General features: G+C 35.9%; 26 protein-coding genes and 1 riboswitch. Of the genes, 18 read left to right on the top strand and 8 right to left on the bottom strand.

The genetic code is table 11. From position 1 onward, the window contains the following. Positions 1 to 58 precede the first annotated feature (58 nt). Both JMM81_RS17130 and JMM81_RS17125 read left to right on the top strand, forming a co-directional pair. Positions 59 to 1,474 (top strand): lmo1851 family serine protease, encoded by a 1,416-nt coding sequence (locus JMM81_RS17130; protein WP_375162409.1) that lies wholly within the window; start codon positions 59 to 61, stop codon positions 1,472 to 1,474. A 250-nt stretch (positions 1,475 to 1,724) separates the two neighbouring features. Continuing rightward, entirely contained in the window at positions 1,725 to 2,642 is a 918-nt protein-coding gene (locus JMM81_RS17125; RefSeq protein WP_256242781.1) for a CobW family GTP-binding protein, read from the top strand. A gap of 138 nt (positions 2,643 to 2,780) precedes the next feature. On the opposite strand, the gene JMM81_RS17120 is transcribed toward JMM81_RS17125, so the two are convergent. Further along, positions 2,781 to 3,023: a DNA alkylation repair protein gene (locus JMM81_RS17120; protein ID WP_256242780.1), complete on the bottom strand. Its 243-nt coding sequence runs from the start codon at positions 3,021 to 3,023 to the stop codon at positions 2,781 to 2,783. A 99-nt stretch (positions 3,024 to 3,122) separates the two neighbouring features. Between JMM81_RS17120 and JMM81_RS17115 the strand changes: the two genes are divergently transcribed. Together JMM81_RS17115 and JMM81_RS17110 are read left to right on the top strand one after the other, a co-directional pair. Next, complete coding sequence (locus JMM81_RS17115) at positions 3,123 to 3,395, top strand: hypothetical protein (protein ID WP_256242779.1); 273 nt, start codon at positions 3,123 to 3,125, stop codon at positions 3,393 to 3,395. Between the two features lie 104 nt (positions 3,396 to 3,499). Beyond that, a complete protein-coding gene (locus JMM81_RS17110; RefSeq protein ID WP_256242778.1) occupies positions 3,500 to 4,039 on the top strand; it encodes a FixH family protein in 540 nt (179 codons plus the stop codon). 61 nt (positions 4,040 to 4,100) lie between these two features. Here the strand turns inward: JMM81_RS17110 and JMM81_RS17105 are convergent, their stop codons facing one another. The 3 genes from JMM81_RS17105 to JMM81_RS17095 form a co-directional block, all read right to left on the bottom strand. After that, positions 4,101 to 4,601: an Hsp20/alpha crystallin family protein gene (locus JMM81_RS17105; RefSeq protein ID WP_256242777.1), complete on the bottom strand. Its 501-nt coding sequence runs from the start codon at positions 4,599 to 4,601 to the stop codon at positions 4,101 to 4,103. A gap of 258 nt (positions 4,602 to 4,859) precedes the next feature. Next, positions 4,860 to 6,242 carry an MATE family efflux transporter gene (locus tag JMM81_RS17100; protein WP_256242776.1) on the bottom strand — a complete coding sequence of 461 codons (1,383 nt, stop codon included), beginning with the start codon at positions 6,240 to 6,242 and terminating at the stop codon, positions 4,860 to 4,862. Between the two features lie 191 nt (positions 6,243 to 6,433). After that, positions 6,434 to 6,988 carry a GNAT family N-acetyltransferase gene (locus JMM81_RS17095; protein WP_256242775.1) on the bottom strand — a complete coding sequence of 185 codons (555 nt, stop codon included), beginning with the start codon at positions 6,986 to 6,988 and terminating at the stop codon, positions 6,434 to 6,436. A 698-nt stretch (positions 6,989 to 7,686) separates the two neighbouring features. Between JMM81_RS17095 and JMM81_RS17090 the strand changes: the two genes are divergently transcribed. From JMM81_RS17090 to JMM81_RS17035, 12 genes are all read left to right on the top strand, one after another. Then, positions 7,687 to 8,010 carry a DUF4870 domain-containing protein gene (locus tag JMM81_RS17090; protein ID WP_256242774.1) on the top strand — a complete coding sequence of 108 codons (324 nt, stop codon included), beginning with the start codon at positions 7,687 to 7,689 and terminating at the stop codon, positions 8,008 to 8,010. A 166-nt stretch (positions 8,011 to 8,176) separates the two neighbouring features. Then, positions 8,177 to 8,959, top strand: a complete 783-nt coding sequence (locus JMM81_RS17085; protein WP_256242773.1) for a hypothetical protein — start codon at positions 8,177 to 8,179, stop codon at positions 8,957 to 8,959. A gap of 175 nt (positions 8,960 to 9,134) precedes the next feature. Continuing rightward, a riboswitch (FMN riboswitch) is annotated at positions 9,135 to 9,279 on the top strand. 265 nt (positions 9,280 to 9,544) lie between these two features. Further along, the gene (gene ribE / locus JMM81_RS17080; RefSeq protein WP_256242772.1) at positions 9,545 to 10,195 is read left to right on the top strand and encodes a riboflavin synthase; all 651 of its coding nucleotides are present in this window, start codon (positions 9,545 to 9,547) and stop codon (positions 10,193 to 10,195) included. 54 nt (positions 10,196 to 10,249) lie between these two features. Then, entirely contained in the window at positions 10,250 to 11,446 is a 1,197-nt protein-coding gene (locus JMM81_RS17075) for a bifunctional 3,4-dihydroxy-2-butanone-4-phosphate synthase/GTP cyclohydrolase II (RefSeq protein ID WP_256242771.1), read from the top strand. Positions 11,447 to 11,486: 40 nt separating this feature from the next. Beyond that, entirely contained in the window at positions 11,487 to 11,957 is a 471-nt protein-coding gene (gene ribH / locus JMM81_RS17070) for a 6,7-dimethyl-8-ribityllumazine synthase (RefSeq protein WP_256242770.1), read from the top strand. A 307-nt stretch (positions 11,958 to 12,264) separates the two neighbouring features. Then, entirely contained in the window at positions 12,265 to 13,536 is a 1,272-nt protein-coding gene (locus tag JMM81_RS17065; protein ID WP_256242769.1) for an EAL and HDOD domain-containing protein, read from the top strand. A gap of 92 nt (positions 13,537 to 13,628) precedes the next feature. Next, a complete protein-coding gene (gene dapF / locus JMM81_RS17060; protein ID WP_256242768.1) occupies positions 13,629 to 14,612 on the top strand; it encodes a diaminopimelate epimerase in 984 nt (327 codons plus the stop codon). Between the two features lie 100 nt (positions 14,613 to 14,712). Further along, positions 14,713 to 16,203 (top strand): glycerol kinase GlpK, encoded by a 1,491-nt coding sequence (gene glpK, locus JMM81_RS17055; RefSeq protein WP_256242767.1) that lies wholly within the window; start codon positions 14,713 to 14,715, stop codon positions 16,201 to 16,203. Positions 16,204 to 16,924: 721 nt separating this feature from the next. After that, positions 16,925 to 17,125 carry a cold-shock protein gene (locus JMM81_RS17050; protein ID WP_256242765.1) on the top strand — a complete coding sequence of 67 codons (201 nt, stop codon included), beginning with the start codon at positions 16,925 to 16,927 and terminating at the stop codon, positions 17,123 to 17,125. A gap of 319 nt (positions 17,126 to 17,444) precedes the next feature. Further along, positions 17,445 to 18,899 (top strand): degradosome RNA helicase CshA, encoded by a 1,455-nt coding sequence (gene cshA, locus JMM81_RS17045; RefSeq protein WP_256242764.1) that lies wholly within the window; start codon positions 17,445 to 17,447, stop codon positions 18,897 to 18,899. A gap of 113 nt (positions 18,900 to 19,012) precedes the next feature. Beyond that, positions 19,013 to 19,213: a cold-shock protein gene (locus JMM81_RS17040; protein ID WP_256242763.1), complete on the top strand. Its 201-nt coding sequence runs from the start codon at positions 19,013 to 19,015 to the stop codon at positions 19,211 to 19,213. Positions 19,214 to 19,441: 228 nt separating this feature from the next. After that, entirely contained in the window at positions 19,442 to 19,855 is a 414-nt protein-coding gene (locus tag JMM81_RS17035; RefSeq protein WP_256242762.1) for a cytosolic protein, read from the top strand. Positions 19,856 to 19,957: 102 nt separating this feature from the next. Here JMM81_RS17035 and JMM81_RS17030 read toward each other — a convergent pair whose 3' ends face one another. Then, positions 19,958 to 20,248 (bottom strand): DUF6509 family protein, encoded by a 291-nt coding sequence (locus JMM81_RS17030; RefSeq protein WP_256242761.1) that lies wholly within the window; start codon positions 20,246 to 20,248, stop codon positions 19,958 to 19,960. 199 nt (positions 20,249 to 20,447) lie between these two features. Between JMM81_RS17030 and JMM81_RS17025 the strand changes: the two genes are divergently transcribed. Further along, positions 20,448 to 21,878, top strand: a complete 1,431-nt coding sequence (locus tag JMM81_RS17025) for an NAD(P)H-hydrate dehydratase (RefSeq protein ID WP_256242760.1) — start codon at positions 20,448 to 20,450, stop codon at positions 21,876 to 21,878. Between the two features lie 101 nt (positions 21,879 to 21,979). Here the strand turns inward: JMM81_RS17025 and JMM81_RS17020 are convergent, their stop codons facing one another. The 3 genes from JMM81_RS17020 to JMM81_RS17010 all read right to left on the bottom strand — a co-directional run bounded on the left by JMM81_RS17020 (position 21,980) and on the right by JMM81_RS17010 (position 24,085). Further along, complete coding sequence (locus JMM81_RS17020; RefSeq protein ID WP_256242759.1) at positions 21,980 to 22,669, bottom strand: LrgB family protein; 690 nt, start codon at positions 22,667 to 22,669, stop codon at positions 21,980 to 21,982. Beyond that, the gene (locus tag JMM81_RS17015; RefSeq protein WP_256242758.1) at positions 22,666 to 23,037 is read right to left on the bottom strand and encodes a CidA/LrgA family protein; all 372 of its coding nucleotides are present in this window, start codon (positions 23,035 to 23,037) and stop codon (positions 22,666 to 22,668) included. The genes JMM81_RS17020 and JMM81_RS17015 overlap by 4 nt, the downstream gene beginning before the upstream one ends. Positions 23,038 to 23,206: 169 nt before the next feature. Continuing rightward, positions 23,207 to 24,085 carry a LysR family transcriptional regulator gene (locus JMM81_RS17010; RefSeq protein WP_256242757.1) on the bottom strand — a complete coding sequence of 293 codons (879 nt, stop codon included), beginning with the start codon at positions 24,083 to 24,085 and terminating at the stop codon, positions 23,207 to 23,209. Between the two features lie 161 nt (positions 24,086 to 24,246). Between JMM81_RS17010 and JMM81_RS17005 the strand changes: the two genes are divergently transcribed. Then, positions 24,247 to 25,116 carry a Cof-type HAD-IIB family hydrolase gene (locus JMM81_RS17005; RefSeq protein WP_256242756.1) on the top strand — a complete coding sequence of 290 codons (870 nt, stop codon included), beginning with the start codon at positions 24,247 to 24,249 and terminating at the stop codon, positions 25,114 to 25,116. Positions 25,117 to 25,836: the final 720 nt, after the last annotated feature.

Below are 25,836 nucleotides of genomic sequence, written 5' to 3'. Positions count from 1 at the left end.
GTTGGAGAATGAAGATGTAAATAAAGAAACTCAAGATACGAAACCTGGGTTCATTCGTATGAAGAAATTTCATTTTATCATGCTTTTGTTTTTAGTCGTCTTTCTATCAGCGGGAATAACAACATTTGCCCTGGCATTTGGCGATGAAAAAGCAGTTTCAGTAGGGACGAATCGAACTGAATTTGACAAGCTATACTCAGCTTTTGATACGTTGAAACATAATTACTTTGAAGAAGTGGATCAAGACCAGTTGATTAGTGGAGCTATCAATGGAATGGTCGATTCACTGGATGATCCTTATTCTGATTATATGGACACAAGTGAAGCGAAAGGCTTTCGTGATAGTATTTCTTCTTCTTTTGAAGGGATTGGAGCAGAGATTCAGGAGCAGGATGGCTATATCATGATTGTTTCTCCTATAAAAGAATCACCGGCTGAAAAAGCAGGATTGAAACCGAATGATAAAGTGATCAGTGTGGATGGGGAAAGTATACAAGGCATGAGTGCCACAGAAGCTGTTTTGTTGATTCGTGGAGAAAAGGGAACAACCGTGAAATTAACGATACAACGTCCAGGTATGGATGAAGTGATGGAGGTTCCGATTGTTAGAGATACGATTCCAATTGAAACTGTTTATGGTGAGATGGTAGAAGGAGAAGAAGGAATTGCTAAAATTCAGATCACTTCTTTCTCACAAAATACCGCAGAAGAGCTTGTAACAACCTTAAAGGATTTGCAAGATCAAGGGATGGAAGGTTTAATTCTTGATTTAAGACAAAATCCGGGTGGACTTTTAGATCAAGCAATCAAAATATCAAGTCTATTTTTACCAGACAATGAGATGATTTTACAAGTAGAGGACCGCAACGGCAAAATAGAAGAAATTAAATCCTCAAGTAGTCAAGATAATCTAAATGTACCGTTAGTTGTTGTGATTGATAAAGGAAGTGCGAGTGCATCAGAAATTCTAGCTGCTGCTGTTAAAGAGTCCGGTAATGCAACACTTGTTGGAGAAACGTCTTTTGGGAAGGGAACGGTGCAACAAGCACAGGATTTCCCTGACGGATCCAATATTAAATTTACGACTCAAAAGTGGTTAACGCCGAATGGAAATTGGATTCATGAGAAAGGGATTACTCCTGATCAAAAAGAATCCTTACCACCATATGCATCCCTTACCTTATTAAATCCGGACAATGAGCTTAAGCTTTCCACAACCTCTACAGAAGTGAAAACGGCACAACAAATGTTGATGGCGTTAGGATATAATCCTGGAAGAGAAGATGGATATTACGATGAAAAAACCGAACAGGCTGTCAAGGGTTTTCAAACAAAAGAAAATCTTGAAGTAACAGGAATACTAACTGGAGATTCCACGGTTACATTAATGCAGCGTTTGCGAGAACAAATTAAGGATAATGATACGCAAATTCAAAAAGCGGTTGAAGTATTAAAAGAGAAAATGGCACAATAAAAACAAAAGCGGAAGTTGTTAAAGCTGAAGATTATATGTAGTTATTAAATCAATTGTTTCTTAAATAACAAAAAGGGGCTTTCCCAAAGTAAAGGTGTCAGACATCACAATACACTATCTAGTATCAATAGATTGAACATGATCCTAGATGAAAGTAATTTTGTGGATATCAGACACCTTATGGGACAGCCCCTTTTTGCCAGTTTTACGATATATAATGATGCATATGGCAATAATGGGGGATTTGTATATGAACAAAACAGAAGTCTATTTATTATCTGGCTTTCTTGGAAGTGGAAAAACAACGTTATTGAAAAACTTGTTACAAGAAGAAAAAAGAGAAGGACGTAAAGTGGCTGTATTAATGAATGAGCTAGGCAATGTGTCAATTGATTCGGGTGCTGTAGGTGAGGATGTGCCATTAAAAGAGCTGTTAGATGGTTGCATTTGTTGTACAATTCAAGACAAGCTTGAAGCACAGTTGCAAGGACTGCTTGTGGAGTCAAAGCCAGAAGTTATTTATATTGAAGCGACTGGTGTTGCCCATCCGGTTGAGGTGCTGGATGCAGTTATATCACCTATTTTTGCTGATCGTATTCAGTTTAAAGGAATTATCACGATTGTGGATGGGAAACAATTTCTTGAACGGAAAAGCTTGAGTCCACAAGTTCAGCAATTACTATTGGAGCAAGTGAAATATGCTAATTTATTGCTGGTTAATAAAACAGATACTTGTTCTGCAGATGAACAAGCAAAGTTAAGTATGGAAATGGGTTCCGTCAATCCACATGCATTTGCGATTTTGACGTCTTTTTCAAAAGTTCCGGTTCGTGAAGTGCGGAAAATGGGGTTCAACGAGAATGCCATCAGTAACTATCAGCATGTACATACAGATCTTCATTTACGCTCATTTGTTTATCAATTTAAGCATTCGATCAATCAAACAGCCTTCGAAGACTTTTTGAAAAATATGCCTGACACAATTTATCGGATCAAAGGGTATGTGAAGTTTTCAGAAGGTACTTATCCATTTCTTTTTCAGTATTCATACGGTATGCCGCTGTATATGAAAGAGTATATGAATATGCCGCTGAATTTAGTGTTTATTGGTGAGCAAATCGATTGGAATCAGATTGACGGACAGTTGTCAGCGTTAGAAGGAGGATAAATCTGTTCCATCTGAATTTCTTTCAGTGTGGGCTTACTGTCTGCTAAGAGTGGGATAAAAGAAAAGAAGCTCCGGAAGGGAATAGACTGGGGCTTCTTTCAATGTAAGGATCAGAAAGGTCATAAAAGATTTTTGTTGCTACTTCATTTCTCCAAATTTCACAAATGTTTTTTCATCTTCAATTAACCCACAAGCAGCACATTGCACTTTTATTTCTGGACCTTTATAGGCCATATGAAAAGGACTTAATTCCTCTAGTGTGTACTGTTCGAGGATATTTCCTGTATGTGGGTCCATCTTAACGGATTGAGGGATTTGTTGAATTAAATTAAAGCGACTTTTATTCGTTTTACAATTAGGGCAGCGATAAGGTGTAGTCATGATAGGCTCCTTCTATTGTTCGATTAGACTTATTCTTCGCAACTGTCCTTTTATATATGTAAAAATATAGCTGAGAAGAAATAATTTGAGGTGAATGAAATGCTAGATCATTTAGACTATGCAAGTTTATTAAATGCTTATCGTTCTATTTGGAATAATCGGAGCTTGGTGGCTGAGGCTGGTTATGAAGAAGATGTATTAAAAGAAGCGATTCTTCGCGAATTAAAAGATGAAAACAGTCATCCGCGTGTCCGTCGTTCGCATGTTGAGAAATATATTTTTGCGACAAAAAGAATCATCGAGTCTTCGATTACAAATGAAGAGAAAGTTTCACTTATCAAACTTCATCTTGAGATCATGGAACATTTGTAAAAAGGTAAATACAGGTGTAAAGTTCTGATTTTTCTCGCAAATATGGATGATTATGATAGAATGGATAGGAATTCATCGTATGAACAAAAAAGGGGAATATAGGGATGAAAAAGAAGTTAGTATTATCGATTCTGGGGTTCATCATTTTCACTAGTGTAGCAGCATGTTCACAATCTAATGAAGAAACAAAAGAAACAAAAGAAACAAAAGAAACAGAAGAAATAGAAGAAACGAGTGTCGTTCCACAAATTCTGGATGTAAAGCTCTCTATTAATCCGGAGCAAGGAAATGTAAATGAATCAGTAACTTTTACGGCAAAGGTGTCCTATGGAGAAAAAGAAGTGACAGATGCTGATGAAGTGGAGTTTGAAATATGGCGAGCGCATGATGAAAATCATGAGAAAATAGTAGTTGAGCATAAGAGTAACGGTGTCTACGAACTAGTAAAAAGTTTCTCAAGGGAAGGTACTTATTATGTGTATGCCCATGTAACCGCTGAAAATATGCATTATATGCCAAAAAAAGAATTTATAGTGGGACAACCAAGCGAAATAGAGAATAATAGTTCCTCCACCGAAATGGAAGATGTACATGGCCAAGATGACACATCGACTGACATGGATGGCCATGACATGAATGAATAAGGATAAATAGAAAATGAAAAGGTGAAAGGATACATATTAGAAGAATGACAAAAATTCTCATTTATAGTATTTCTGTTATATCAATTTCTGAATATTGGATATCTATATTTTTTGTTATTTTTACTTCGAGGATTTTATCCTTAAATTTGGCAGTTGTTCCTTTTTTTTGCACAAGGGAAGGCAACGGAATGGAATGTTTATCACCTATTTCAGGGATGTGCTCAAGAATAAGCAAATGGGATGTATGTGTCAATTTTAATTGTCTTAACCAATCTTCTGTTTCCATTTGAATACGAACAAAGATATGATCATGTGTTTCGAATACGGAATAGTTCAATTTGTTGTCATGATTTGGTGTTGAAACGTTATCCTGGGTCTGGTGAAATGGATGGAACCCAGAGAAATCTTTTAGAATATCCTGGGGATTCACCTCGCTAGAAGGAGAAGATTGAAACATTTTACCCATTATATTTTGTACATATTGATTGATCTCTTCAGGCTTCATATGTTGCATTTTTGATTGTATTTCTTTAGAAAAAGGAAATGAATTCCACGGAAACATTGTACATACTTCCTTTCATCAAACAAACATTATTTTCAAAACTTAGGAGTCAAAAATAAATCATACTAAGAAAAGGAACTAAAAAGGCAAAATTGTATAATGTATTCTATGCAAATAAATGCCTAACCGTTAAGAAAGAATTGCTAATCAAATGATCAATGTTCCGTATAAATAAAAAAGACCACATACCCAACTTTCATTTTCGCTAGTGACTGGGATATGTGGTCTTGTTATTTTATTAGAAAGGCTAGTGATTTTTTAAGAGGCTGTTTTGTTAAGGAATTTGTCTGTGTTATGTTTGTCTATTTTTTTCTGGATATAGAGGAGCCTACTTGACAGGCAAATAGCGCCAACTGCTAAACCAGCGATGAGTCCAATCCAATATCCGAAAGGACCTAAGTGTGTAAACTTGGCTAATACATAGCCTAAAGGAAGACCAATGACCCAATAGGATAATAACGACATGATAAATGTAACATTCACATCTTTATAGCCGCGTAAGGAACCTTGAATCGGAGCTTGAAATGCATCGGAAAGCTGAAAGAAAAGGGCATAGAGCAAAAATTGTATAGATAATTCGATTACTAGAGGGTCTTTTGAATACATAGAAGCGACCTCTGTTCGGAGAAAAAGGATAATCAATCCACTGAAAATCGCCATTATCACGGCAACTATTACACCTAGCCAGCTATACTGTTTTGCATCGTGATATCGTTTGGCTCCAATTTCAAAGCCAACCAAAATGGTTAAAGCCATTGAAATACTTAAAGGAATCATATAAAGCAAAGATGAGAAATTCATTGCAATTTGATGTGAAGCAATGGTAATTGTATCAAATTCACTCATAAACAAAGTAACGGCAGAAAAAATACTAGTTTCAAAAAAGATGGATAAACCAATAGGAATACCCACTAGTAAGATTTCTCCCATTTTTTTAAGCGATACAAAGCGCAATCCTCGAAAAATCTGATAATGTGAAAAGGTCTTTTGTTTATATACGATAACGATTGAAAAAAGTAATAGAATCCAGTATGTAAGGGCGGTCGCATACCCAGTACCTACACCCCCTAGTTCAGGAAATCCGGCCTTACCATATATGAATAGATAGTTAAGGAATGCATTTATAGGTAAAGCTGATAATATAATGAGCATGGAAATGCGTGTTTTTCCAAGCGCATCAATGAAGGAACGAAGGGCATTGTAAATAAATAATGGGAAAACCCCAAAACTTATGGCAATTAAATAATCATGTGCAACTTTGTGTACTCCTTGTTCAAGTTCCATTCCATTTAAAATAGGATTAAGAACAAAAGAACCAATTAAAAGGATAAGGAATGTCATCATCATGGCAACATATACACCCTGGATAACAGATAAGCTTACTTCTTTTTCCTTGTTTGCTCCAATTAATTGGGCAACAATGGGTGTAATGGCAATTAATATGCCAGTTAAACCGGTGGAAATGGGAACCCAAAGTGACGATCCAATGGCAACGCCTGCTAAATCCTTGGCACTATAATGTCCAGACATCATTGTGTCGAAAAAATTCATTGAATACATACCAACCTGAGTAATTAAAATAGGGATCAAAATAACCATTAATTGGTGGAGCTTTGCTTTCTTGCTATCTGTTTGTATCATATGCCATTCCTCTTTCTGTCTATCAACTACAAAAAAGCATTATACCACATATCAGCGGTACGCACTGAAAAAGATATGTTTATCAATTTGTATTTCTTTTAATGGACCGTTGCTATCTATTTTACTCATATGCCTCATAATTTTCTAATGGAAAAAAGCAGTTGACCCTGTACGGTCAACCGCTTTAACAATTAAGCTTCCAATCTTTGTGACTCTTCTCCGGTATTGCTTCTTAATGTGTGGAATGTATAAAGGTCTTTTGGAATTTCAAATAATTGAAAAGTACCACCATTTGCACTCAATTGCTCGTATAAGGATTTACGTGAGTTTTTTGCGTTGATGGTGTATGCAAGTTTTTCAGCAGCTTTTTGTGAGCGGATATTTTCCATACGGATACGCATAAAGACCGTATCGATGCCTAACTCATAAAAGATTTCTTCAAAAAAGGCATCTTTCGCACGTTGATTATATCCTTTTCCATGATACGGCTTGCCAAGCCAAGTACCCAAAAATCCTGCATTTTCTTGAATATCATACAAACTAATCGCCCCGATTGGAGAACCCCATTCATCAAGAATTGTCCGCGAAATAACCTCTCCACGTTCTTCTGCTTCAATCGTTTGTTTCGTGACAAATAAAAATTCATCATATGAGGTTGCTTTATGACGTACAAAAGGGAAGACATCAGGATGTGTCATTAAGTCAAATAATTCATGGCATTCGTGAAGATCACGTTTCTTAAGCATGGTTAACCCCTCCAAATTGAGGGCAGATTTTCTCCATACCAATAGAGACGTAAGCCCCACCCTCGAAATTTTTTATTATCCTACTAAAAAATTTCGGGGTGGGAATCGAACCCACTAGAACCAGTTTGACTGGTGGCGCACCATTTGCCTTCCCTGCTACTGTTAAACACAATATGGTATTTTATTTCAATAAAAAGTAATGATAGATGTTTTCTGAAAACTAATTAATCCAGAAATAAAAAACATCTTTCTAATCTTATTTTACAAAAAATCATGTAAAAAGAAAATAGTATTAGAGTAAATTTCACGTAAAGATTATGGCGTTTTTTCGACAATCGAACTGAGGTATTTATATGTAAAGGAATCAAAATTTGTGAAAGAAATATAAAATTTAAAAAATACCTGTGAGTTATAAAATAAGAACAAGGAACCTTAAAATTTATACGTATATTGCAAATATTTTTAATGTTTTTTTGAAAAAATGCAGCTTATTTACTTTTTATTAGACATACAGTTTGGTTACCATCGATATATTCAATAGGAGAAAAACAAGAACATAGAAGGATGGTCATGAGCAAGAAAATAATGAATCTTTTTGTATAAAAAAACGTATGATAGATGGGATGGATTTATAATAAGGTTGAAGGAATTATTGATGACTTATAACGAAAATATTTTTATGAAGGGGGATTTTTTCTATGCCGTCAAGAGATGAACGGGTTTTAGCTACTGTGCTTTATGTAGCTAGCTTTTTTACGGTTTTTATCGGGCCACTTATTATTTGGTTAATCAAAAAGGATGAATCAACATTTATCGACTATCACGGAAAAGAGTATTTTAATTTTTTAATCACTTATTCGGTTTACTCAATCATAAGTACTATTCTCATGATTGTGTTAATTGGTCTCCTAACGATTTGGTTGGTAGGAATTTATGCTTTAATATTTACGATTATCGCTGCAGTGAAGGCATATGAGGGAGAAGAATACCGCATTCCCCTTGTATTCCGTTTGATACGTTAATCGATTTCAAAATAATTTCATTAGGCATCTATTTAAACTGTCATGTTTTGGCAGTTTTTTTCTTTGTGTAATGGTTAAAAAAGCACGAAGGATCTCATAATTTATAAAATGTAGACATAGAATGGGAGAAGGACAAACTGATTTATTTTGGACAAGGAGTATAATTATGAATATCCAACAATATTATGAGCAAGCTGCAATGGCCTCTTTAAATGCAGCACTTGTAGCGTTCATTCCCTCTATCCTTTTACTTATTTATGCTATATTTATCACGCAAGCTTATCATCTCATCTTGCTAGTAGCACCTTTTCTCATTTATAGTTTTTTTTGCTATCAAAAGTTTTTATTAAATCAAAATCGAGCAAAAGCAGTGAAATTATCATCAGAAATAAAGGCTTTCTCAGTAGAGGATCTTTTTGATCAAACCGAATTATTAGTGGCCTTTATGCCCGCACCTTCATTAAGACTACTCTTATTTACACCAAACGGAGTGAAAGTAGGAGAAATAAGAGATCAATCCTTTTCCGTTATTCGCTGGTTTTTACCTTATTTTATGGATCGTTTATTGGTAAAAAAATATGGTCTTTACGATTGTGAAGATCAACCTGTCGCTTTCTACCATCATTTTCATGATCGATTAGAAGTTGAACTGCTAAATCAAAGGGGAAGTACCATTTTATATAAATCATCAACTGGAAAAAAGAAAGAATTTGTTTACGAAAATAGGTGTATAACGATTGAAAACAAAGGTTCACAAGATTTTACTTTCTTATCATCAGATGGAAAAAAAGTAGCTCAAATTCAAACAGGTTGGATGCCACTAGAATGGGGAGAGCGGTTTTTAAATTTGAACACACCAATCCTTTATTTAGATAAATACTGTTCAAGGAAAGAAAAACTACAGCTACTTTCACTGTTAACTAGCATCTATGCTTATGAGGATCACTAATAAGCTTTTTTCTCAGGTTACCCAGTAAAAGAGAATGAAAATGTATCCATATTCAACCATTAGAGATATAAATGTCGTGAAATGTCACAAAAAATTAATAATATAGAAGCATAAAATGGCGGAATACTAATTGTGATTCATTTTGAACTATGATATTATAGTGTTAATTTAATAAAGAATCCTTCGGGGCTGGGTGCAATTCCCAACCGGCGGTGATGAGGTGAGACCTCTTAGTCCGTGACCCGGTTTCTATAATGAAAACGGTGGATTTGGTGCAATTCCAAAGCCGACAGTGAAAGTCTGGATGGGAGAAGGATATGGATAACACGTTAAAAATGAATTGAATCTAACGTTTATTTAGTATTGTCTATTAAAGCCCTCTACAAGTTAATTGTATAGGGCTTTTTTCGATTCTTACTATTGTTGATCCGATCATATGAAGAACGTACTTTTACTATGTATTTACATTTCCTCTAGTTGTGTTTACCATCCTTTTTCCTGCCAACACCCCTGGCGTACGGATACCGTTACATATCCCAATTAATCATACAGATAATAAAAAATAAATAAGGGAGGTGCTACTCCATGTTCACTGGACTAATCGAAGAGTTAGGCGTGATAAAAAGAATTACGCAAAAGGGACATACATTAACCTTAGCCGTTGAGGCAGAAAAAATCATGCATGATTTGCATGATGGCGACAGTATTGCGGTTAATGGTGTTTGTTTAACGGTGACGAAATTTACAAGAGGGCAGTTTGAAGCAGATGTCATGCCAGAAACCTTTAAACACACATCACTTGCATCTCTAAAGCAAGGCTCTAAAGTGAATTTGGAATGCGCGATGTCCGCAAACGGCCGATTTGGAGGGCATTTCGTTTCGGGTCATATTGATGGAACGGGGAATATACGAAAACGAACATATATAGAAAATGCTATCTTAATCGAAATTGATATTCCCGAAGCCTTTTCCCATTTTATATTGGAAAAAGGATCCATTGCCATTGATGGAACTTCATTGACTATTTTTAAAACAACGGATCATTCTGTAACGATTTCACTAATTCCACATACGGCAAAAGAAACGGTTCTCGGATTTAAAGCAGAAGGAGAAATCGTGAATCTTGAGTTTGATATGATGGCAAAGTACTTTTATTCGTTTATGAATAAGCAAAAAACTGAAAAAGAATCAAAAGGAGTTACCGCTTCGTTCTTGAAGGAGAATGGATTTTACTAAATGAAAATGGTCGATCTAAATGGGGTATTTGTTTTTACTAAAGGAGGAAAAAATATGTTCCATTCAATCGAAGAGGCAATCGAAGATTTGAAAGCAGGAAAAGTGATTATTGTGGTGGATGATGAAGACCGTGAAAATGAAGGTGATTTTTTAGCCCTAGCAGAGTATGTAACACCTGAAACGGTTAACTTTATGGCAAAAGAAGGAAGAGGGCTCATTTGTGTACCGATTACAGCCGACACTGCGGATCGATTAAACCTTCATCCAATGGTAGAAAATAATACAGATGTGAAAGAAACAGCCTTTACTGTCAGTATTGACTATAGGGAAACAACAACAGGAATTAGTGCTTTTGAACGGGCTTATACCATTGAAAAATTAGTAGATCCTAATAGTGTAGCAACAGATTTTAATCGACCAGGACATATTTTCCCATTGATTGCAAAAGACGGTGGTGTATTGCGTCGAGCAGGTCATACGGAGGCAGCGGTTGATTTTGCTCGACTTGCTGGGGCTACTCCAATGGGGATTATTTGTGAAATCATGAATGATGATGGTACAATGGCTCGTTTAGATAGCCTTAAAGTAGTTGCCGAAAAATTTGATCTAAAGCTTGTTTCCATTGAGCAATTAATTGAATATCGCTTAACTCACCAGGATTCGAATGTGAAGAGAGAAGTAGAGATTAGCTTACCCACTTCATTTGGAGACTTTAAGGCAATTGGATATACGGATGTATTAGACGGAAAAGAACATGTTGCTCTTGTCAAAGGGGAAATTAACGAAGAAGAACCGGTTTTATTACGTGTTCATTCGGAGTGTTTGACCGGTGATGTGCTTGGTTCAAAACGCTGTGATTGCGGTCCGCAACTAGCAACTGCTTTGAGTCAAATTGAAGAAGCTGGAAAAGGGATTCTTTTATACATGAGGCAGGAAGGTCGAGGGATTGGCCTGATGAATAAATTGAAAGCCTACAAGCTTCAAGAGGAAGGGTACGATACGGTTGAAGCTAATCATAAGCTTGGTTTTGCAGAGGATTTACGTGATTATGGAGTTGGAGCCCAAATATTAAGAGACTTGGGTGTGAAAAGAATGCGACTCTTAACGAACAATCCACGAAAAATTGCTGGCTTAAAAGGGTATGGATTAGAGGTTGTTGATCGTGTTCCTATCCAAATGCCAACCGAAAAAGAAAATGAACGTTATTTAAAAACGAAAAAAGAAAAATTGGGTCATTTATTAACATTATAAAATTTAAAACTTAAAACTTACTATAAGGGGAGAGAATGTAATGAAAAAAGTAATCGAAGGACATTTAATTGGATCAGGACTTAAGGTAGCGATTGTGGTTGCAAGGTTTAATGAATTTATAACAGGTAAATTATTAACAGGAGCGGAAGATACGTTAAAGAGGCATGGTGTGCAAGAAGATGACGTAACCATTATTTGGGTACCAGGTGCATTTGAGATTCCGTTAACGGCACAAAAACTAGCTGAAAAAGGCGAGTATGATACGATTATTACTCTTGGTACAGTGATTCGAGGAGCAACGCCTCATTTTGATTTTGTCAGCAATGAGGTGGCAAAAGGAGTAGCGCAAACAGGAATGCAAACAGGAGTACCTGTGATTTTTGGTGTATTAACAACGGATACGATTGAACAAGCGATTGAACGGGCAGGAACAAAAGCAGGTAATAAAGGGTCTGATGCAGCCATTACGGCCATTGAATTAGCCAATTTATATCGTGAAATCACTCAATAATTAAATAGGACGACGCTCTATTAGTGTTCATCTGCAAGAATATCAAGAATATATGAAGTGTTTGTATAGATGTTGGAATTGAATATGGCGGATTTAAATATATCGTTGAATAGTGAGAAGAAGATGTTGCGTGTTTAAGCGATATCTTCTTTTTCTTGATTATAGTGCAGTACATACTATGAGGGATAATTAAATTAAAAATTTATCGTAAAAGAAAACATTTTTCGACAAGATTAATGATTGTGATGATGTAGAATGTTTTTATGTATAAGAAAGGTTAGTATACAAGAGTGTCGGAGGGAATCTCATGGAGGTTTTTGTAGCAAGGCAACCTGTTTTTAATATTGAGGAAGAAATTGTAGGGTACGAGCTTTTGTATAGAAATGATTTAACAAATGTATGCCCCTATATAGATGGTGATCAAGCAACAGCAGAAGTGATCATCAATAGTTATTTAAATATTGGGCTTGAGCGGTTGACAAAAGGAAAAAAGTGTTCTATTCATTTTACAGAAAATCTATTAGAACAAAGATTACCAACTCTTTTTAGTCCAAACGATCTTGTTGTAAAAATATCGGAAGCCGAGCTAAGCTATAAATTAATCGAGATTTGTAAGGAACTGAAAGAACTAGGTTATACGATTATCTTAAGTGAGTGTATTTTTCAACAAGATAATCCTTGTTCTTCTGAACTTCTCCCTTATATTGATATGATAAAAGTGGATTTTCGGAAGGAGTTCTCCCATCAACATGAAAGAATTGAACAAATTGCAGCAGGGTATGATATTAAACTTTTAGCAGAAAAAATTGAGACATACGAGGCATACGAAGAAGCGAAAAATAGGGGCTATCAATTATTTCAAGGGTATTTCTTTTCTGAGCCGATCATTGAATCAACATATGAGGTTCCGACTGTATTTTCTTCTTACTATCAAGATATTCAAAATAAGTCATTAGAAGAGCTAGATGTGGATGCACTAACAGATGTCATTGAAAGAGATTTATCCTTTTCGGTTAAATTATTAAAACTGATAAATAAATCCTCCATCGATGTAGATCGTAAAATTTGTTCAATTCGTGAAGCGATTGCTTTTCTTGGTGTGCAGGAAATCCAAAAGTGGATTTATCTTCTGTCAGTTCGAGATTCCTTAGAGAAACAATCAGTATTACCTGATGAAATAATTAGAATGACCTTAACGAGAGCTAAGCTTTGTGAAACGATTGCTACACAAGCGGGCATGGATTACCCAGATGATTACTATATGGCAGGGCTAATTTCAACTATGGAGAAGATCGTCAGTCAATCGATGGAAGAAACCCTGGAGGATCTTCCGCTAAAAGATGAAATTCATGATGCTTTAATGGGAAAGAAAAATGAGTTTAAGGAAGTATTGGATTTAGTCGAAGCTGTAGAAACAGCTAAATGGAAAGAAATTAGTGATATTTGTAATCGATTAAATATTAGTGAGCGAGAGTTATTTAGAATTTATGCTGAATCTTTATATTGGACAACTGAAATGATTCGGGCAGAGAAAGTAGCTACATCTGAAATAGATTCATTTTCCTCTCTATTAATATGAAAGGATTGAAGTTAAACTAACCAACCTTTCGTAAAATATGGTACAGTAAACTTATATAGAAACTGTGAGTAATCAACTGGGGGTAAGTGAACATGAAAATAGATTTAATTAAGTGTCATGGATCTGGAAATGATTTTTTATTAATTGATGAAATAGAAGGTGCTGTTTCTTTTACAGAGGAGGAACGAGCTAATCTTGCTAAATTATTATGTAATCGTCATTCGAAATTAGGTGCTGATGGAATTCTATTTGTGTTAAATAGTGAACAATCAGATGCTAGAATGCGTGTTTTTAATGCAGATGGTTCTGAAGCATCTATGTGTGGAAATGGGCTTCGTTGTGTTGCTCGCTATGTGTGTGAAAAATACCACAAGGAAGAAGCCGTTATTGAAACGATGAAGGCTCATTTACAGGTGAAAAAGGAGGAGGACCTTTATCCGAAGATTCCAACTTATATGGTAGAAATTTCACCTGTCACATTTGAAGTGGAAGATCTTCCACTTCAGATTGAACAGGAGACATTGCAGAATGAGAAAATCTTAAGCTTATCAGATCGACTCTCGTTTACAGCATTGGCCGTTCCTAATCCGCATTTAGTTTCCATTGTTGAGGCAAAAGACATTCATTCAGATGTACAAAAGCAATTGAGTGAATATGTAAATGGTCCGAACCCACTTTTTCCTGATGGAGTAAACGTTAGTTTTGTTAAACTGCTTCAAAAAGGAGCTATTTATGTGCGTACCTTTGAAAGAGGTGTCGGTTTTACAAATGCCTGTGGAACAGCTATGTCAGCATCAAGCCTTGTTACTTGTTTAAATAGTTTAAATGAAGTGGAACAAGTGATAGAGGTTTATAATAATGGTGGAAAAGTTCGTTGTGTAGTTCATGAAAAAGATTCCGGATATTCAATTGAATTAATCGGGAATGCGACATATGTCTATAAGGCCACCATCGAACTTGATGAGAAACAATTGACACAATTTGAAGTCATTGAAAAACAAGATTTCGATTCCGAAACACTTCAGTATAAAAAACTAGAAGAAACCGCAAGCGAGTTTGTTCGTTCAAATATGTAGGTCACGGGATTTGTATGCTGAAATCATTAAAGAATAGGACTTTAATTGGCCCTATTCTTTTTTGATTTTATTTTTAAAAATTCTGGAGGGAGAGATATAGATGGAATCATATATTTTATCGTTAGATCAAGGAACGACAAGTTCACGTGCGATCCTTTTTAATAAAAATGGGGAAATCGTTCATATAGCGCAAAGAGAGTTTACGCAATATTTTCCAAAACCAGGCTGGGTTGAGCATAATGCAAATGAGATATGGGGTTCGATTTTAGCTGTTATCGCAACAGTCCTGTCTGAATCGAATATAAAACCTGAACAAATAGCAGGAATAGGTATCACAAACCAAAGGGAAACGACGGTTGTATGGGATAAAGAGAGTGGACAGCCGATTTATCATGCCATTGTGTGGCAATCTAGACAAACGAATGGTATTTGTGACGATTTAAAGGAAAAAGGATATCAAGAACAATTTCGTCAAAAAACTGGTCTGTTAATTGATGCTTATTTTTCCGGAACAAAAGTGAGATGGATTCTTGACCATGTAGACGGTGCTCGTAAAAAAGCAGAACAGGGAAAGTTGTTATTCGGAACAATTGATACATGGTTGATTTGGAAGCTTTCTAGTGGTCATGCCCATGTAACCGACTATTCTAATGCATCCCGTACGTTAATGTTTAATATTTATGACTTAAAATGGGATGAGGAACTGCTTGAGATACTAAGTATACCACCATCAATGCTCCCTGAAGTCAGACCATCATCTGAAATGTATGCCCTTACAGCTGAGGAACACTTTTTTGGGAAAAAGATTCCAATTGCGGGTGCTGCAGGTGATCAACAAGCTGCTCTTTTTGGGCAGGCCTGTTTTGAAAAAGGGATGGCGAAAAATACGTATGGAACTGGTTGTTTTATGCTAATGAATACAGGGGAAAAAGCCGTTCGTTCTGAGCATGGCTTACTCACAACGATTGCCTGGGGGATTGACGGGAAAGTTAAATATGCTTTAGAAGGAAGTATTTTTGTTGCAGGTTCTGCGATTCAATGGCTTCGAGATGGATTAAGAATGTTTAAGAATTCAGCAGAGAGTGAAGAATATGCGAAAAAAGTATCATCATCAGATGGAGTCTATGTTGTACCAGCTTTTGTTGGTTTAGGAACACCCTATTGGGATAGTGACGTAAGAGGAGCGGTTTTTGGATTAACGAGGGGAACATCAAAGGAACATTTTGTGCGTGCTACATTGGAATCACTAGCCTATCAAACAAAAGATGTATTAGCAGCTATGGAGGCTGATTCTCGTATCCATTTGAAAACATTACGTGTGGATGGTGGTGCCGTAAATAATCACTTTCTCATGGAATTTCAAAGTGATCTTTTAAATGTGCCAGTAGAAAGACCACAAATTAATGAAACGACTGCGTTAGGGGCTGCTTATTTAGCCGGTCTTGCTGTTGGATATTGGGAAAGCCAGGATGAAATTGCCAAACAATGGGCGATTGATCGTACGTTTGAGCCGGAAATGGGAGCGGAAGTTCGCGAATCCTTATATAAAGGTTGGAAAAAGGCTGTAGAAGCAGCAATGGTATTTAAATAAGAAGATAAGTTCCGTTCATAGGGGTGGTAAGCTGCCACCCTTTCAATAATGAAGTGAATGCTAAAGCGCATGGGGGTTTTGAAGTTCCCTAATGGAAAAAAATTGACAAACCCATCGAGATCCGTTATCCTTATTAAGGACATATTTCAAGTATTGCAGTCTATAAGGATAGACTGATAAAAGATTTTTTGTTTTGGCTGCCATCAGAGCAGTCATTAGTAAGTAATATCACCTTCCAATACTACTTCCTTTTGAAAGAATACTCTTCACATGAACCCATCATGTCAATCGACGAAAAATCTCAAACCATACTTTATTTAATTTTATTTGATGTACAACCTGATTCCTATTGGCGCGGCCACGGAGCCGTAAAGATGGAAGAGAGGTAGGGCTTCTATTGTTTTAGGTTTAAAAAAATGATCAAGAATGAACATGTAATCACATGTTAAATATGTCTAAAAAAGATGACCAGATAGATATAGCGGTCATCTTTTTTGTTTTAATAAAATAAGAATAATTCTGATAAGCATTGACAAATATATCATCAACCGTTATAGTTAGGCTAACGCTATTAAGTTCGGTATATATATTTTTTTTTGATAAAGGTGTCGTAGCTGCAAAATTTGTAGTCGATGTAAACCTGCAGTACATGGCTGCGATTTTTATATGAGTAAATATTATATGTAAAACTTAGAGTGAATATATTTTCGGGGGTAAACTCATGAACACAGGTAAAGTAAAATGGTTTAATGCAGAAAAAGGATTTGGATTTATCGAATCTTCAGAAGGACAAGATGTATTCGTACACTTCTCCGCTATCCAAACTGAAGGATTCAAAACTTTAGAAGAAGGCCAAGACGTTAATTTTGAAGTCGTTGAAGGCAACCGTGGACCACAAGCTGCTAACGTAACAAAAGCATAATAATGGCTGATTGGGGTGATGTATGTCAATTTCATGCATCACCTTTTTCATGTTGTTCAATCAGACGTTTTTTCATCGTAAAGAATCATGGAGAGAGCGATTTTAACTAGCTGTTTAGGTGAGCTATTTACCGTTATGATCCTGTTCGGACAAGATTTTTTTAGATGAATAAGCGAAATACCAATCATCCTGTTGTAGGTTTTACTACTTTTTACGCTAAATCACGATTATCATGTAAAAAAGTAAGGGTAAATGGAAACCATAGTAACGTACAACAGGAACTAAAAGTAATGAGATATTTTAAGGAGGAAAAATAACTTTGACAAAATTTTCAGATTTCGGCTTAAGCAAAGAGCTTGAAAAAGCCGTTTTTAATATGGGCTTTGAAGAACCATCACCAATACAGGCACAGGCAATTCCGATTGCCTTAAGTGGTAAGGATATGATCGGACAGGCACAAACAGGTACAGGGAAAACAACAGCCTTCGGTGTACCTCTTTTAGAAAAGTTAGAGGTAAATGAAGGGATTCAAGGACTTGTCGTTTGTCCTACTCGTGAGCTTGCTGTTCAGGTAGCAGAAGAATTAAACCGGATTGGTCAAGTAAAGGGAATTCGTGCCTTGCCAATTTACGGTGGTCAAGATATTAGTCGTCAAATTCGTGCTTTGAAAAATAGACCACAGGTTATTGTGGCTACACCAGGGCGTTTAATTGATCATATTGAAAGAAAAACAATTCGTCTAGGGTCTATTAAAATGGTTGTATTGGATGAAGCGGATGAAATGCTAAACATGGGCTTTGTTGAGGATATCGAGAGAATTCTTGCGGAAACCCCTAAAGAAAAACAAACGATGTTATTCTCAGCAACCATGCCAAAACGAATTCAAAATCTTGCTGAACGTTTTATGAAAGAACCAGAAATTGTAAAAGTTAAGGCGAAAGAAATGACTGTTACGAATATTGAACAGTATTATGTCGAAGCACATGAAAAACAAAAATTCGATGTTTTATGTAGCTTACTTGATATCCAAACACCTGAACTTGCGATTGTTTTTGGACGTACGAAAAAACGAGTAGACGAAGTGGTGGATGGTTTAATTAAAAGAGGCTATTCGGCTGAAGGAATTCATGGAGATATTCCCCAAGGGAAACGTGATCAAGTCATTCGACGTTTTAAAGAGGCATCGATTGATATTATGGTCGCAACAGATGTTGCTGCACGTGGTCTAGATATTAGTGGTGTATCCCATGTTTACAATTTTGATATTCCTCAGGATCCAGAGAGCTATGTTCACCGGATCGGTCGTACAGGTCGTGCAGGGAAAACAGGGAAAGCAATCACCTTTGTTTCCGCACGGGAAATTGATCATTTGAAAATTATTGAAAATATGACGAAAAAGAAAATGTCAAAAATGCCGATTCCAACGACGCATGATGTTCTTGCAGGCAACCAACAAGCAGCTGTAAATCAATTGCGTGAAACAATAGAAAGTAACAATTATCAAGAGTATAAGCGTTTAGCAGAGACTTTGCTTGAAGATACAGATTCTGTCTCACTTTTAGCAGCTGCTCTTAAAATCATTACAAAAGAACCGGATGCAACACCTGTAAGATTGACAGCTGTTGAACCGTTAAGGTCGAGAAAGCCAAAAGCAGAATTTGATCGTAAGCGTCGTAGTAATGATAGAGGCGGTCGCTCTTTTGATAAAAGCAGATCGCGTGATCGGGATCGTAGACGAGGTAAAAATCGTCAAGGAAATGAAAGAAGTAATTAAAATAATAAATAATGTGTAAAACTTATTATAAAATTCGTCAATATTACCCATATTAATAGGGACAGAATTTTGATTCTGATTTTTTTACTGATTAGATTTAGGAGGAAATGCAAATGGCAACAGGTAAAGTAAAATGGTTTAATGCAGAAAAAGGTTTTGGTTTTATTGAAGTTGAAGGTGGAGATGACGTATTTGTTCATTACTCAGCCATTCAAACTGATGGATTCAAAAGTCTTGATGAAGGTCAAGAAGTTAGTTTTGATATAGAAGAAGGTCAACGTGGACCTCAAGCTGTAAATGTATCTAAACTTTAATTGATTAAAAAGCCCGATTTTATAAAGTCGGGCTTTTTATTTTTCATATAAAGAAATAGGAGTAGCAACCTAGTGGCTACTATTCCCTTTTATTAAAGAAGACAAGTGTAGCGATTTTGTGAATTGTGTTCACTTAATCTGATTTATTTTGACGGGGTTTTGAATTAATGCTATTTTGAATGAGATACTATACGGTGTTAAGTTTATTGAAAAAAGGAGACAAGGATCATGAAATCATTCACAGTCCAATTTCATCAAGAAGACCAAATAGATACAATGACAGCACAAAAATTAAGTGAGGATGATTTTAATCGTGTAACAGAAGGTGGAACAAGACATTTATTTGAACTCGATACAAATGTTGGATTTTTCATTTTTTTTGATGCGGTTGATAATGAAGGAACTGAATCTTACCTCGTTCTACAATATGATGAAGATAATGAAGATCCAAGCGCTTGCTATGGTTTTGAATTGAAGGATTTTTATCAATTTTCGGCATTATATTTAAACGACCTTGAATTCCAAGGCGGGATGGCAGAACAAGAAGATCAAGAGGATGAAGAAGAGGTATATGGTCCAATCCATCATTTGGCTCATTTAATGTTTCATATTATGGAAGAAGGAAATAAGGTGGAAATATAAGTAGACCGCTACCTTGGTTCAGAAAAGTTATACTTTCGTATCGAATAAAAGCTGTTGAGAAAGAGCGGATCCTTTTGGATTCCGCTCTTTTCTCAACCTGTTTTATTCGGCTTCATGGTAATGGACCCTGCAAAAATCACTTACCAGCTTTTCTTCTTCTTCCTCAAGAGCAAAGTCTAAATACTTACTCTCTGAGCTATCATAAAAAAAATAATTTAACATTTTTGTTTGATTGTCGTCCACATAATAGATCACCTTTAATTGTAATCCCTTTTCTTCATATAGTTCATCGTCTTCAGGCACTTCTATGTTTAAAAAGAATTCATAGCGGTCGCCTATTAAAATTCCAGTTGGATCTGTCATGCGTTCTACTGTGTACTCGGTAATATTCATTATGTAATGCATCCTTTCAAAAAAACTCACTCTTACGTCATTATACACCATCTATCTTTCCATGAAACGAATTTTTTCATACCGTTCAAAAAAGCATTATAATGAAAGTAGAAAAATGTATGACGGTTTACTATTGGAGAAAGTAGTTATTCCATTCCAAGAGTAAATATGTACAGAAAAATGAAAAGGGTGAAGGAAAATGTACATGTATACAAGTAAGCAAATCAAAGAAATTGACAGCGAAGCGGAACAAAAAGGAATGTCTCTTTTCGCATTGATGGAAAATGCGGGAAATGGTTTGTATCATAAAATTGCTTCATTGGTAAAAAGAAAGGATCGGTTAGTCATTCTAGCTGGTAAAGGAAATAACGGAGGAGATGGAGTTGTCCTTGCTCGTTATTTAAAAAATAATGGCTATAATGTTCGATTAGTTTTTCCATTAGGTGAATCGAAAACAAAAACGTCGATTGAACATTTAATCTATTATCAAGCATGTGGGTTTAGTATCGATTCATTTTCAAAGGATTTGCAAGCTGATTGGATGATAGACGCTCTGTTAGGAGTGGGTAGTGAGCTACCGTTACGAGTTGATCTAGCTGAAATAACAGATTGGATTAATCATCAAGATGCACAAGTGATTGCGATTGATCTGCCTACAGGTGTTTCATCGGATAATGGTGAAAGTGATGCGCATGCTGTACAAGCAGATTATACATACTCAGTACATGGTTATAAACCATCTACTTTCTTATTTCCAGCCTCCGACTATTATGGAGAAGCAACGGTTGTTGATATTGGTGTACCACAAACGAGTGGGTGGAAAATATGGAGCGAAATTGAAGTTAGAAATACAATGCCAAGACACACAGGAAATACACATAAAGGAACATTTGGCACCGGTTTACTAGTGGCAGGAAGTGATGAAATGCCGGGCAGTGCAGCACTTTCTGCCATTGGAGCTCTTCGTTTTGGGACAGGGAAGCTGGCCATTGCAACGACGAAACACGCATCAACGATTATAGGACCACTCGCACCTGAAGCCACTTTCTTGTATAACATACAAGCTTCTCAACTGGGGAATCAATACTCCTGCATGGCAATTGGACCGGGACTCAATCCTGACGAAGAACTGGAAGTCTTTATTTTGGAAATGTTAAAACGTTCAATTCCTATTATTCTTGATGCTGGGGCGTTGAGTGATAGAAAGTATCAACAGCGCTCAGTACCTACGGTTATCACGCCACATCCGGGTGAGTTCAGTCGTTTAACCGGAAAGCGCACGATAGATATTCAGAAAAATAGGATCACCTTAGCATCCGAATACGCAAAGGAAAATGGTGTGATTGTTGTTCTGAAAGGAAAATATACGGTTATTGCTTTTCCAGATGGAACGGGTACGATTAATTTAACTGGAAATCGCGCTTTATCAAAAGGTGGCACTGGTGATACGTTAACAGGTATGCTTCTTGCAAGTATTGGTACACATAAGGAAGTGAAATCGGCAATAGCCAATGCGGTGTATGTACACGGTATTTGTGCGGATGAATGGGTAAAATTTAATGGGGAACAGACACTGGCTGGCCATGACTTTGACCGTTTACTACCGGAAATATGTTGTCGTTATACCTAAAAAATTATAAGTAGAGAGAAGGGGGAGAATTCAACTCCTTCTCTTCCTATGCAAGTAATGGGTGATGGAGAAAGGTAACTAACAACAATTAAAACGTATTATTAAGGGATCAGGTGCATTAATGAAGGAATAAGCGAGTTTACCCAAAACAATGAAATCCAAGCTGCGAAGATCATAGCAATCATTGAAAAGGTTGCCTCTCTTTCACCATATTCCATTGCTGCACTTGTACCTGAACCGTGTGCTCCCATTCCAAGTGCTAATCCTCTAGCAATCGGGGATTTGATTGAAAACCATTTAATAATATAGGGACCGATCACACCGCCTGTGATCCCAGTTACAATCACAAAAATAGTTGTTAGAGATGGAAGCCCACCAATATCTTTTGATATTTCAATGGCAACAGGAGTTGTAATCGAACGCGGTAAAAGACTAAGCAAAAGATCTGGTTGTAGACGTCCAAGAAACGCTAATATAAATGATGAAAGAATCGCTACAAACGTACCACTTGTAATACTTACTAAAATAGTACCCATATATTTTTTTAACAGTGGTAAGTGTTTATAAATAGGTATCGCAAAGGCGACGGTCGCTGGCCCAAGCAAATGTGTAATCCATTTTGCATCGGCCATATACGTATTTACTGGAACATCAATGATGTAAATCATACCGATTAAGACAAGTGTACTAATAATTAATGGGTTCAAGAAAGGGAAAGACCATTTTTTATAGGCTTTTTTCGCAAGAAAATAAGTCAAAAATGTTACGATTGTGCAAATGATCATATTCATTTTGATAGTTCCCTCGCTTTCCAATTGTTTACTTTTTCAGCAATAAAGGCAGTCGATCCAATAACGATAAAAGTACTTAAGCCAATTAAAAGAATAGATTCAACACCTTGCCAACTTAACAATTCATCATAATTGACGATCCCAACAGCTGAAGGAATAAAAAATAACAATAGTTCAGCCAATAACCAGTTTCCGCCTTGTTCGATCCATTCTAGTTTCACAATGCCGAGTAATAAAGAAGCTAAAAGTAATAATAAGCCGACCATAGAGGCGGGGATTGGTAAGGGAGTAACAGCTTTAATAGCAGACCCGAGAAATAGAAACACATGAATAAATAATATTTGTACGATGATTGTCATGATTTTCATGATCCATCACTCCTTCAAGTAAAGCCTTTTAATTAATAACTTACCTTTACTATAAAAGGAAAAAGCTTCATCGTAAAATACATTTATTTTATACATGGTATAACTGAAAGTTATGAAAGGGCTTTTCATTATAAGAAAAGGTTTTCATACTGTCAGTAAATATGACAAGCTAATTCTTTTGTTTTAAAATGAAATCGATAAAGGTTCGTGTTGCATTTGACACATATTTATCTTTTTTGGTGATAACAGCGAGATTCCAAAGGGTTGTAGGTGTAAGCTTGACAATTTTAATATTTTTCTTATCTACTCGGTTACAAATGGATTCAGGTAGGATCGTCACCCCTAAATTGGCGGATACCATTTCCGACATAAAATCCCATTGTGAACTTTCGAATAAAATGTTTGGCTGAAATCCTTCATTAATACACTGATTCCAAATAATGTCATGTAGAGCAAACTCTTCACTAAAAAAAATAAATTCTTCATTCTCTAATTCTTTTAGATGGACAATATCTTTCGAAGCGAGTAAGTGTTCAACGTGCACGAGAAGTTTCATTTCTTCGCTTACAATGGGATAAATTTCAAAATCACTTTCATTAATTGGCATAACGGCGATACCTAACTCGATTTCTCCTTCGAGTACTTTCTTTGTTAATCGAGGAGCTGCGTATTCGGTAATATTAATTTTTATATTTGAAAAAGCTTCATGAAATTCTGCGAGTACTTTTGGAAAAAAGAGGCTTCCTGCGATAGGCGGGATCCCAATGTGAATCGATCCACGTTGTAAATTGGTCATATCTGATAAAGTTGTGGACATTTCATCAAGGAGAGACATCATCTTTTGCGCATAGTCCATTACAATTCGCCCAGCATCTGTTACTTCACTTGATTTATTCGTGCGAACAATTAAGGTCATCCCTAACTCTTCTTCAAGTCCTTTGACCATCTTGCTTAATGCGGGTTGAGATACGTGGAGAATTTCAGCTGCTTTTGTCATGTTTTTTTGTCGGGCTACTTCAAGAAAATAATGTAATTGTCGAATATCCATAAAAAAACCACCAATCTATGATTATTATCATTATTCATTCTAGCATCCTATATCAAAAACTCAATTAAATGGAGGGTGTTTCCTATTTCAAACTGATAGTCATTATTTTATTGGCTTTTTAGATGATCTTTGTTAAATTTTAAAGAAGGGAGAGGATAAAAATGGTTCAATTAATGGCGATTGATTTAGATGGTACTTTATTAAACAATGGTAAAATGATTAGCGAAAAAAATATAGAGGCAATAAAACTGGCGCATAAGAGTGGAATCGAAGTGGTGATTGCAACTGGACGTGCTGATTTTGATGCAAGAGCTTTATTTAATAATATTGGAATAGATCCTTGGATTATCGGTACGAATGGTGCAACGATTCACAAACCGAATGGTGAATTATTTCATTCTGTACCGCTTGACAAAAAAAAAGCGATTGACATGTTGCGCTCATTAGAAAAGGATCAGTTCTATTATGAAGCATTCATTGATCATAAAATATGTGCACCTCAATACGGAAGAGAGCTTTTATTTACAGAGATGGATCTAGTACGTAATAAGAATGATCATACAGATATGGATCTTTTTCGACTTGAAGTAGAGATTCAATTTGCTCAATCAGGTTTTACTTTTATCTCATCTTACAATGAATTGTTAGAAGCGAATATCGATATTTATAATATTCTCGCGATATCCTTTGATGAAAAAAAGCTTCAAAAAGAGTGGGAGAAATTTGCTGATATACCGGATCTAACGGTTGTGCAGTCTGGTACTCATAATTTCCACTTGCAAAACAAAGAAGCATCTAAGGGAAATGCGCTTAAGATCTTAGCCAATCAATTACAGGTTGATTTAGCAGAAACAGCTGCTATTGGGGATAATTACAATGATCTTTCCATGTTACAAATTGCTGGAAGAAGTGCTGCTATGAGAGATGCCGATCAGGAAATTAAAGATGCTTGTCAATTTGTCACATCAGGCTGTCATGAAGACGGAGTTGCTCATTTTATTCATTTATTACTTCAAGAAGTTGTGCGATGAACAACTGCTTTATGATAAATTAAACTGAAGGTTTTCTCATATAAAATAAAATCCCAATAGGCTATTTTCTTATTGGGATTTTATTTTCAGATAGTAACGATTGACATGATTAAACTAATTAATGAAAAGAAAAAAGTTTGCTTAAAAATGGGGTTCTTATACTTTATAGTATAAATAAGGTGAATAAATTCATAAGTGTCGAATTTTGTATTACGTTATTGATTGAAATTGTAAACGCTTTCTTTTATAATAAGAATTAGGTTGGGTGGCACGCGTGGCCATCATCGTATTTAGCGTAGGCGGGGCTGAATACAGGGGATAGCTTTAGAAAGTAATTTGTGATCATATATTGGTAATGAACATTCATTAATCTAACACGAAAAGATGGTCATTTGATTATGTTTAGAGAAGAAGTTCATAAAGCTGTCCCGAAAAGTTAAGCGGGTTCTCTTTATGGGGGACATTTTTCGAAATAAAAATCAAGAGAAACCTATTCGCATATGTGAGTAGGTTTTATTTTTGTTTGTATGAAGTTTTTTATCAACAAAAAGTGTTGACAAAGGAGAATATATTTTATATGATTACCTTGAATTAAATATACTTTATTTGATAATAATTTAATTCGAAGAAAAAATGTACAGATGGTGAACTGTAGGATAAGCTGATAAAGGGTTTTTTCTTTCAAATAAAGGATTGATACCTTTTTATGAATCCGCAATT

This window comes from Bacillus sp. V3B (assembly GCF_024494465.1).
GTDB lineage: Bacteria > Bacillota > Bacilli > Bacillales > Cytobacillaceae > Bacillus_BD.
The sequence above is the reverse complement of the archived record's forward strand: the minus strand, read 5'-3'. Positions and strand labels throughout refer to the sequence as shown.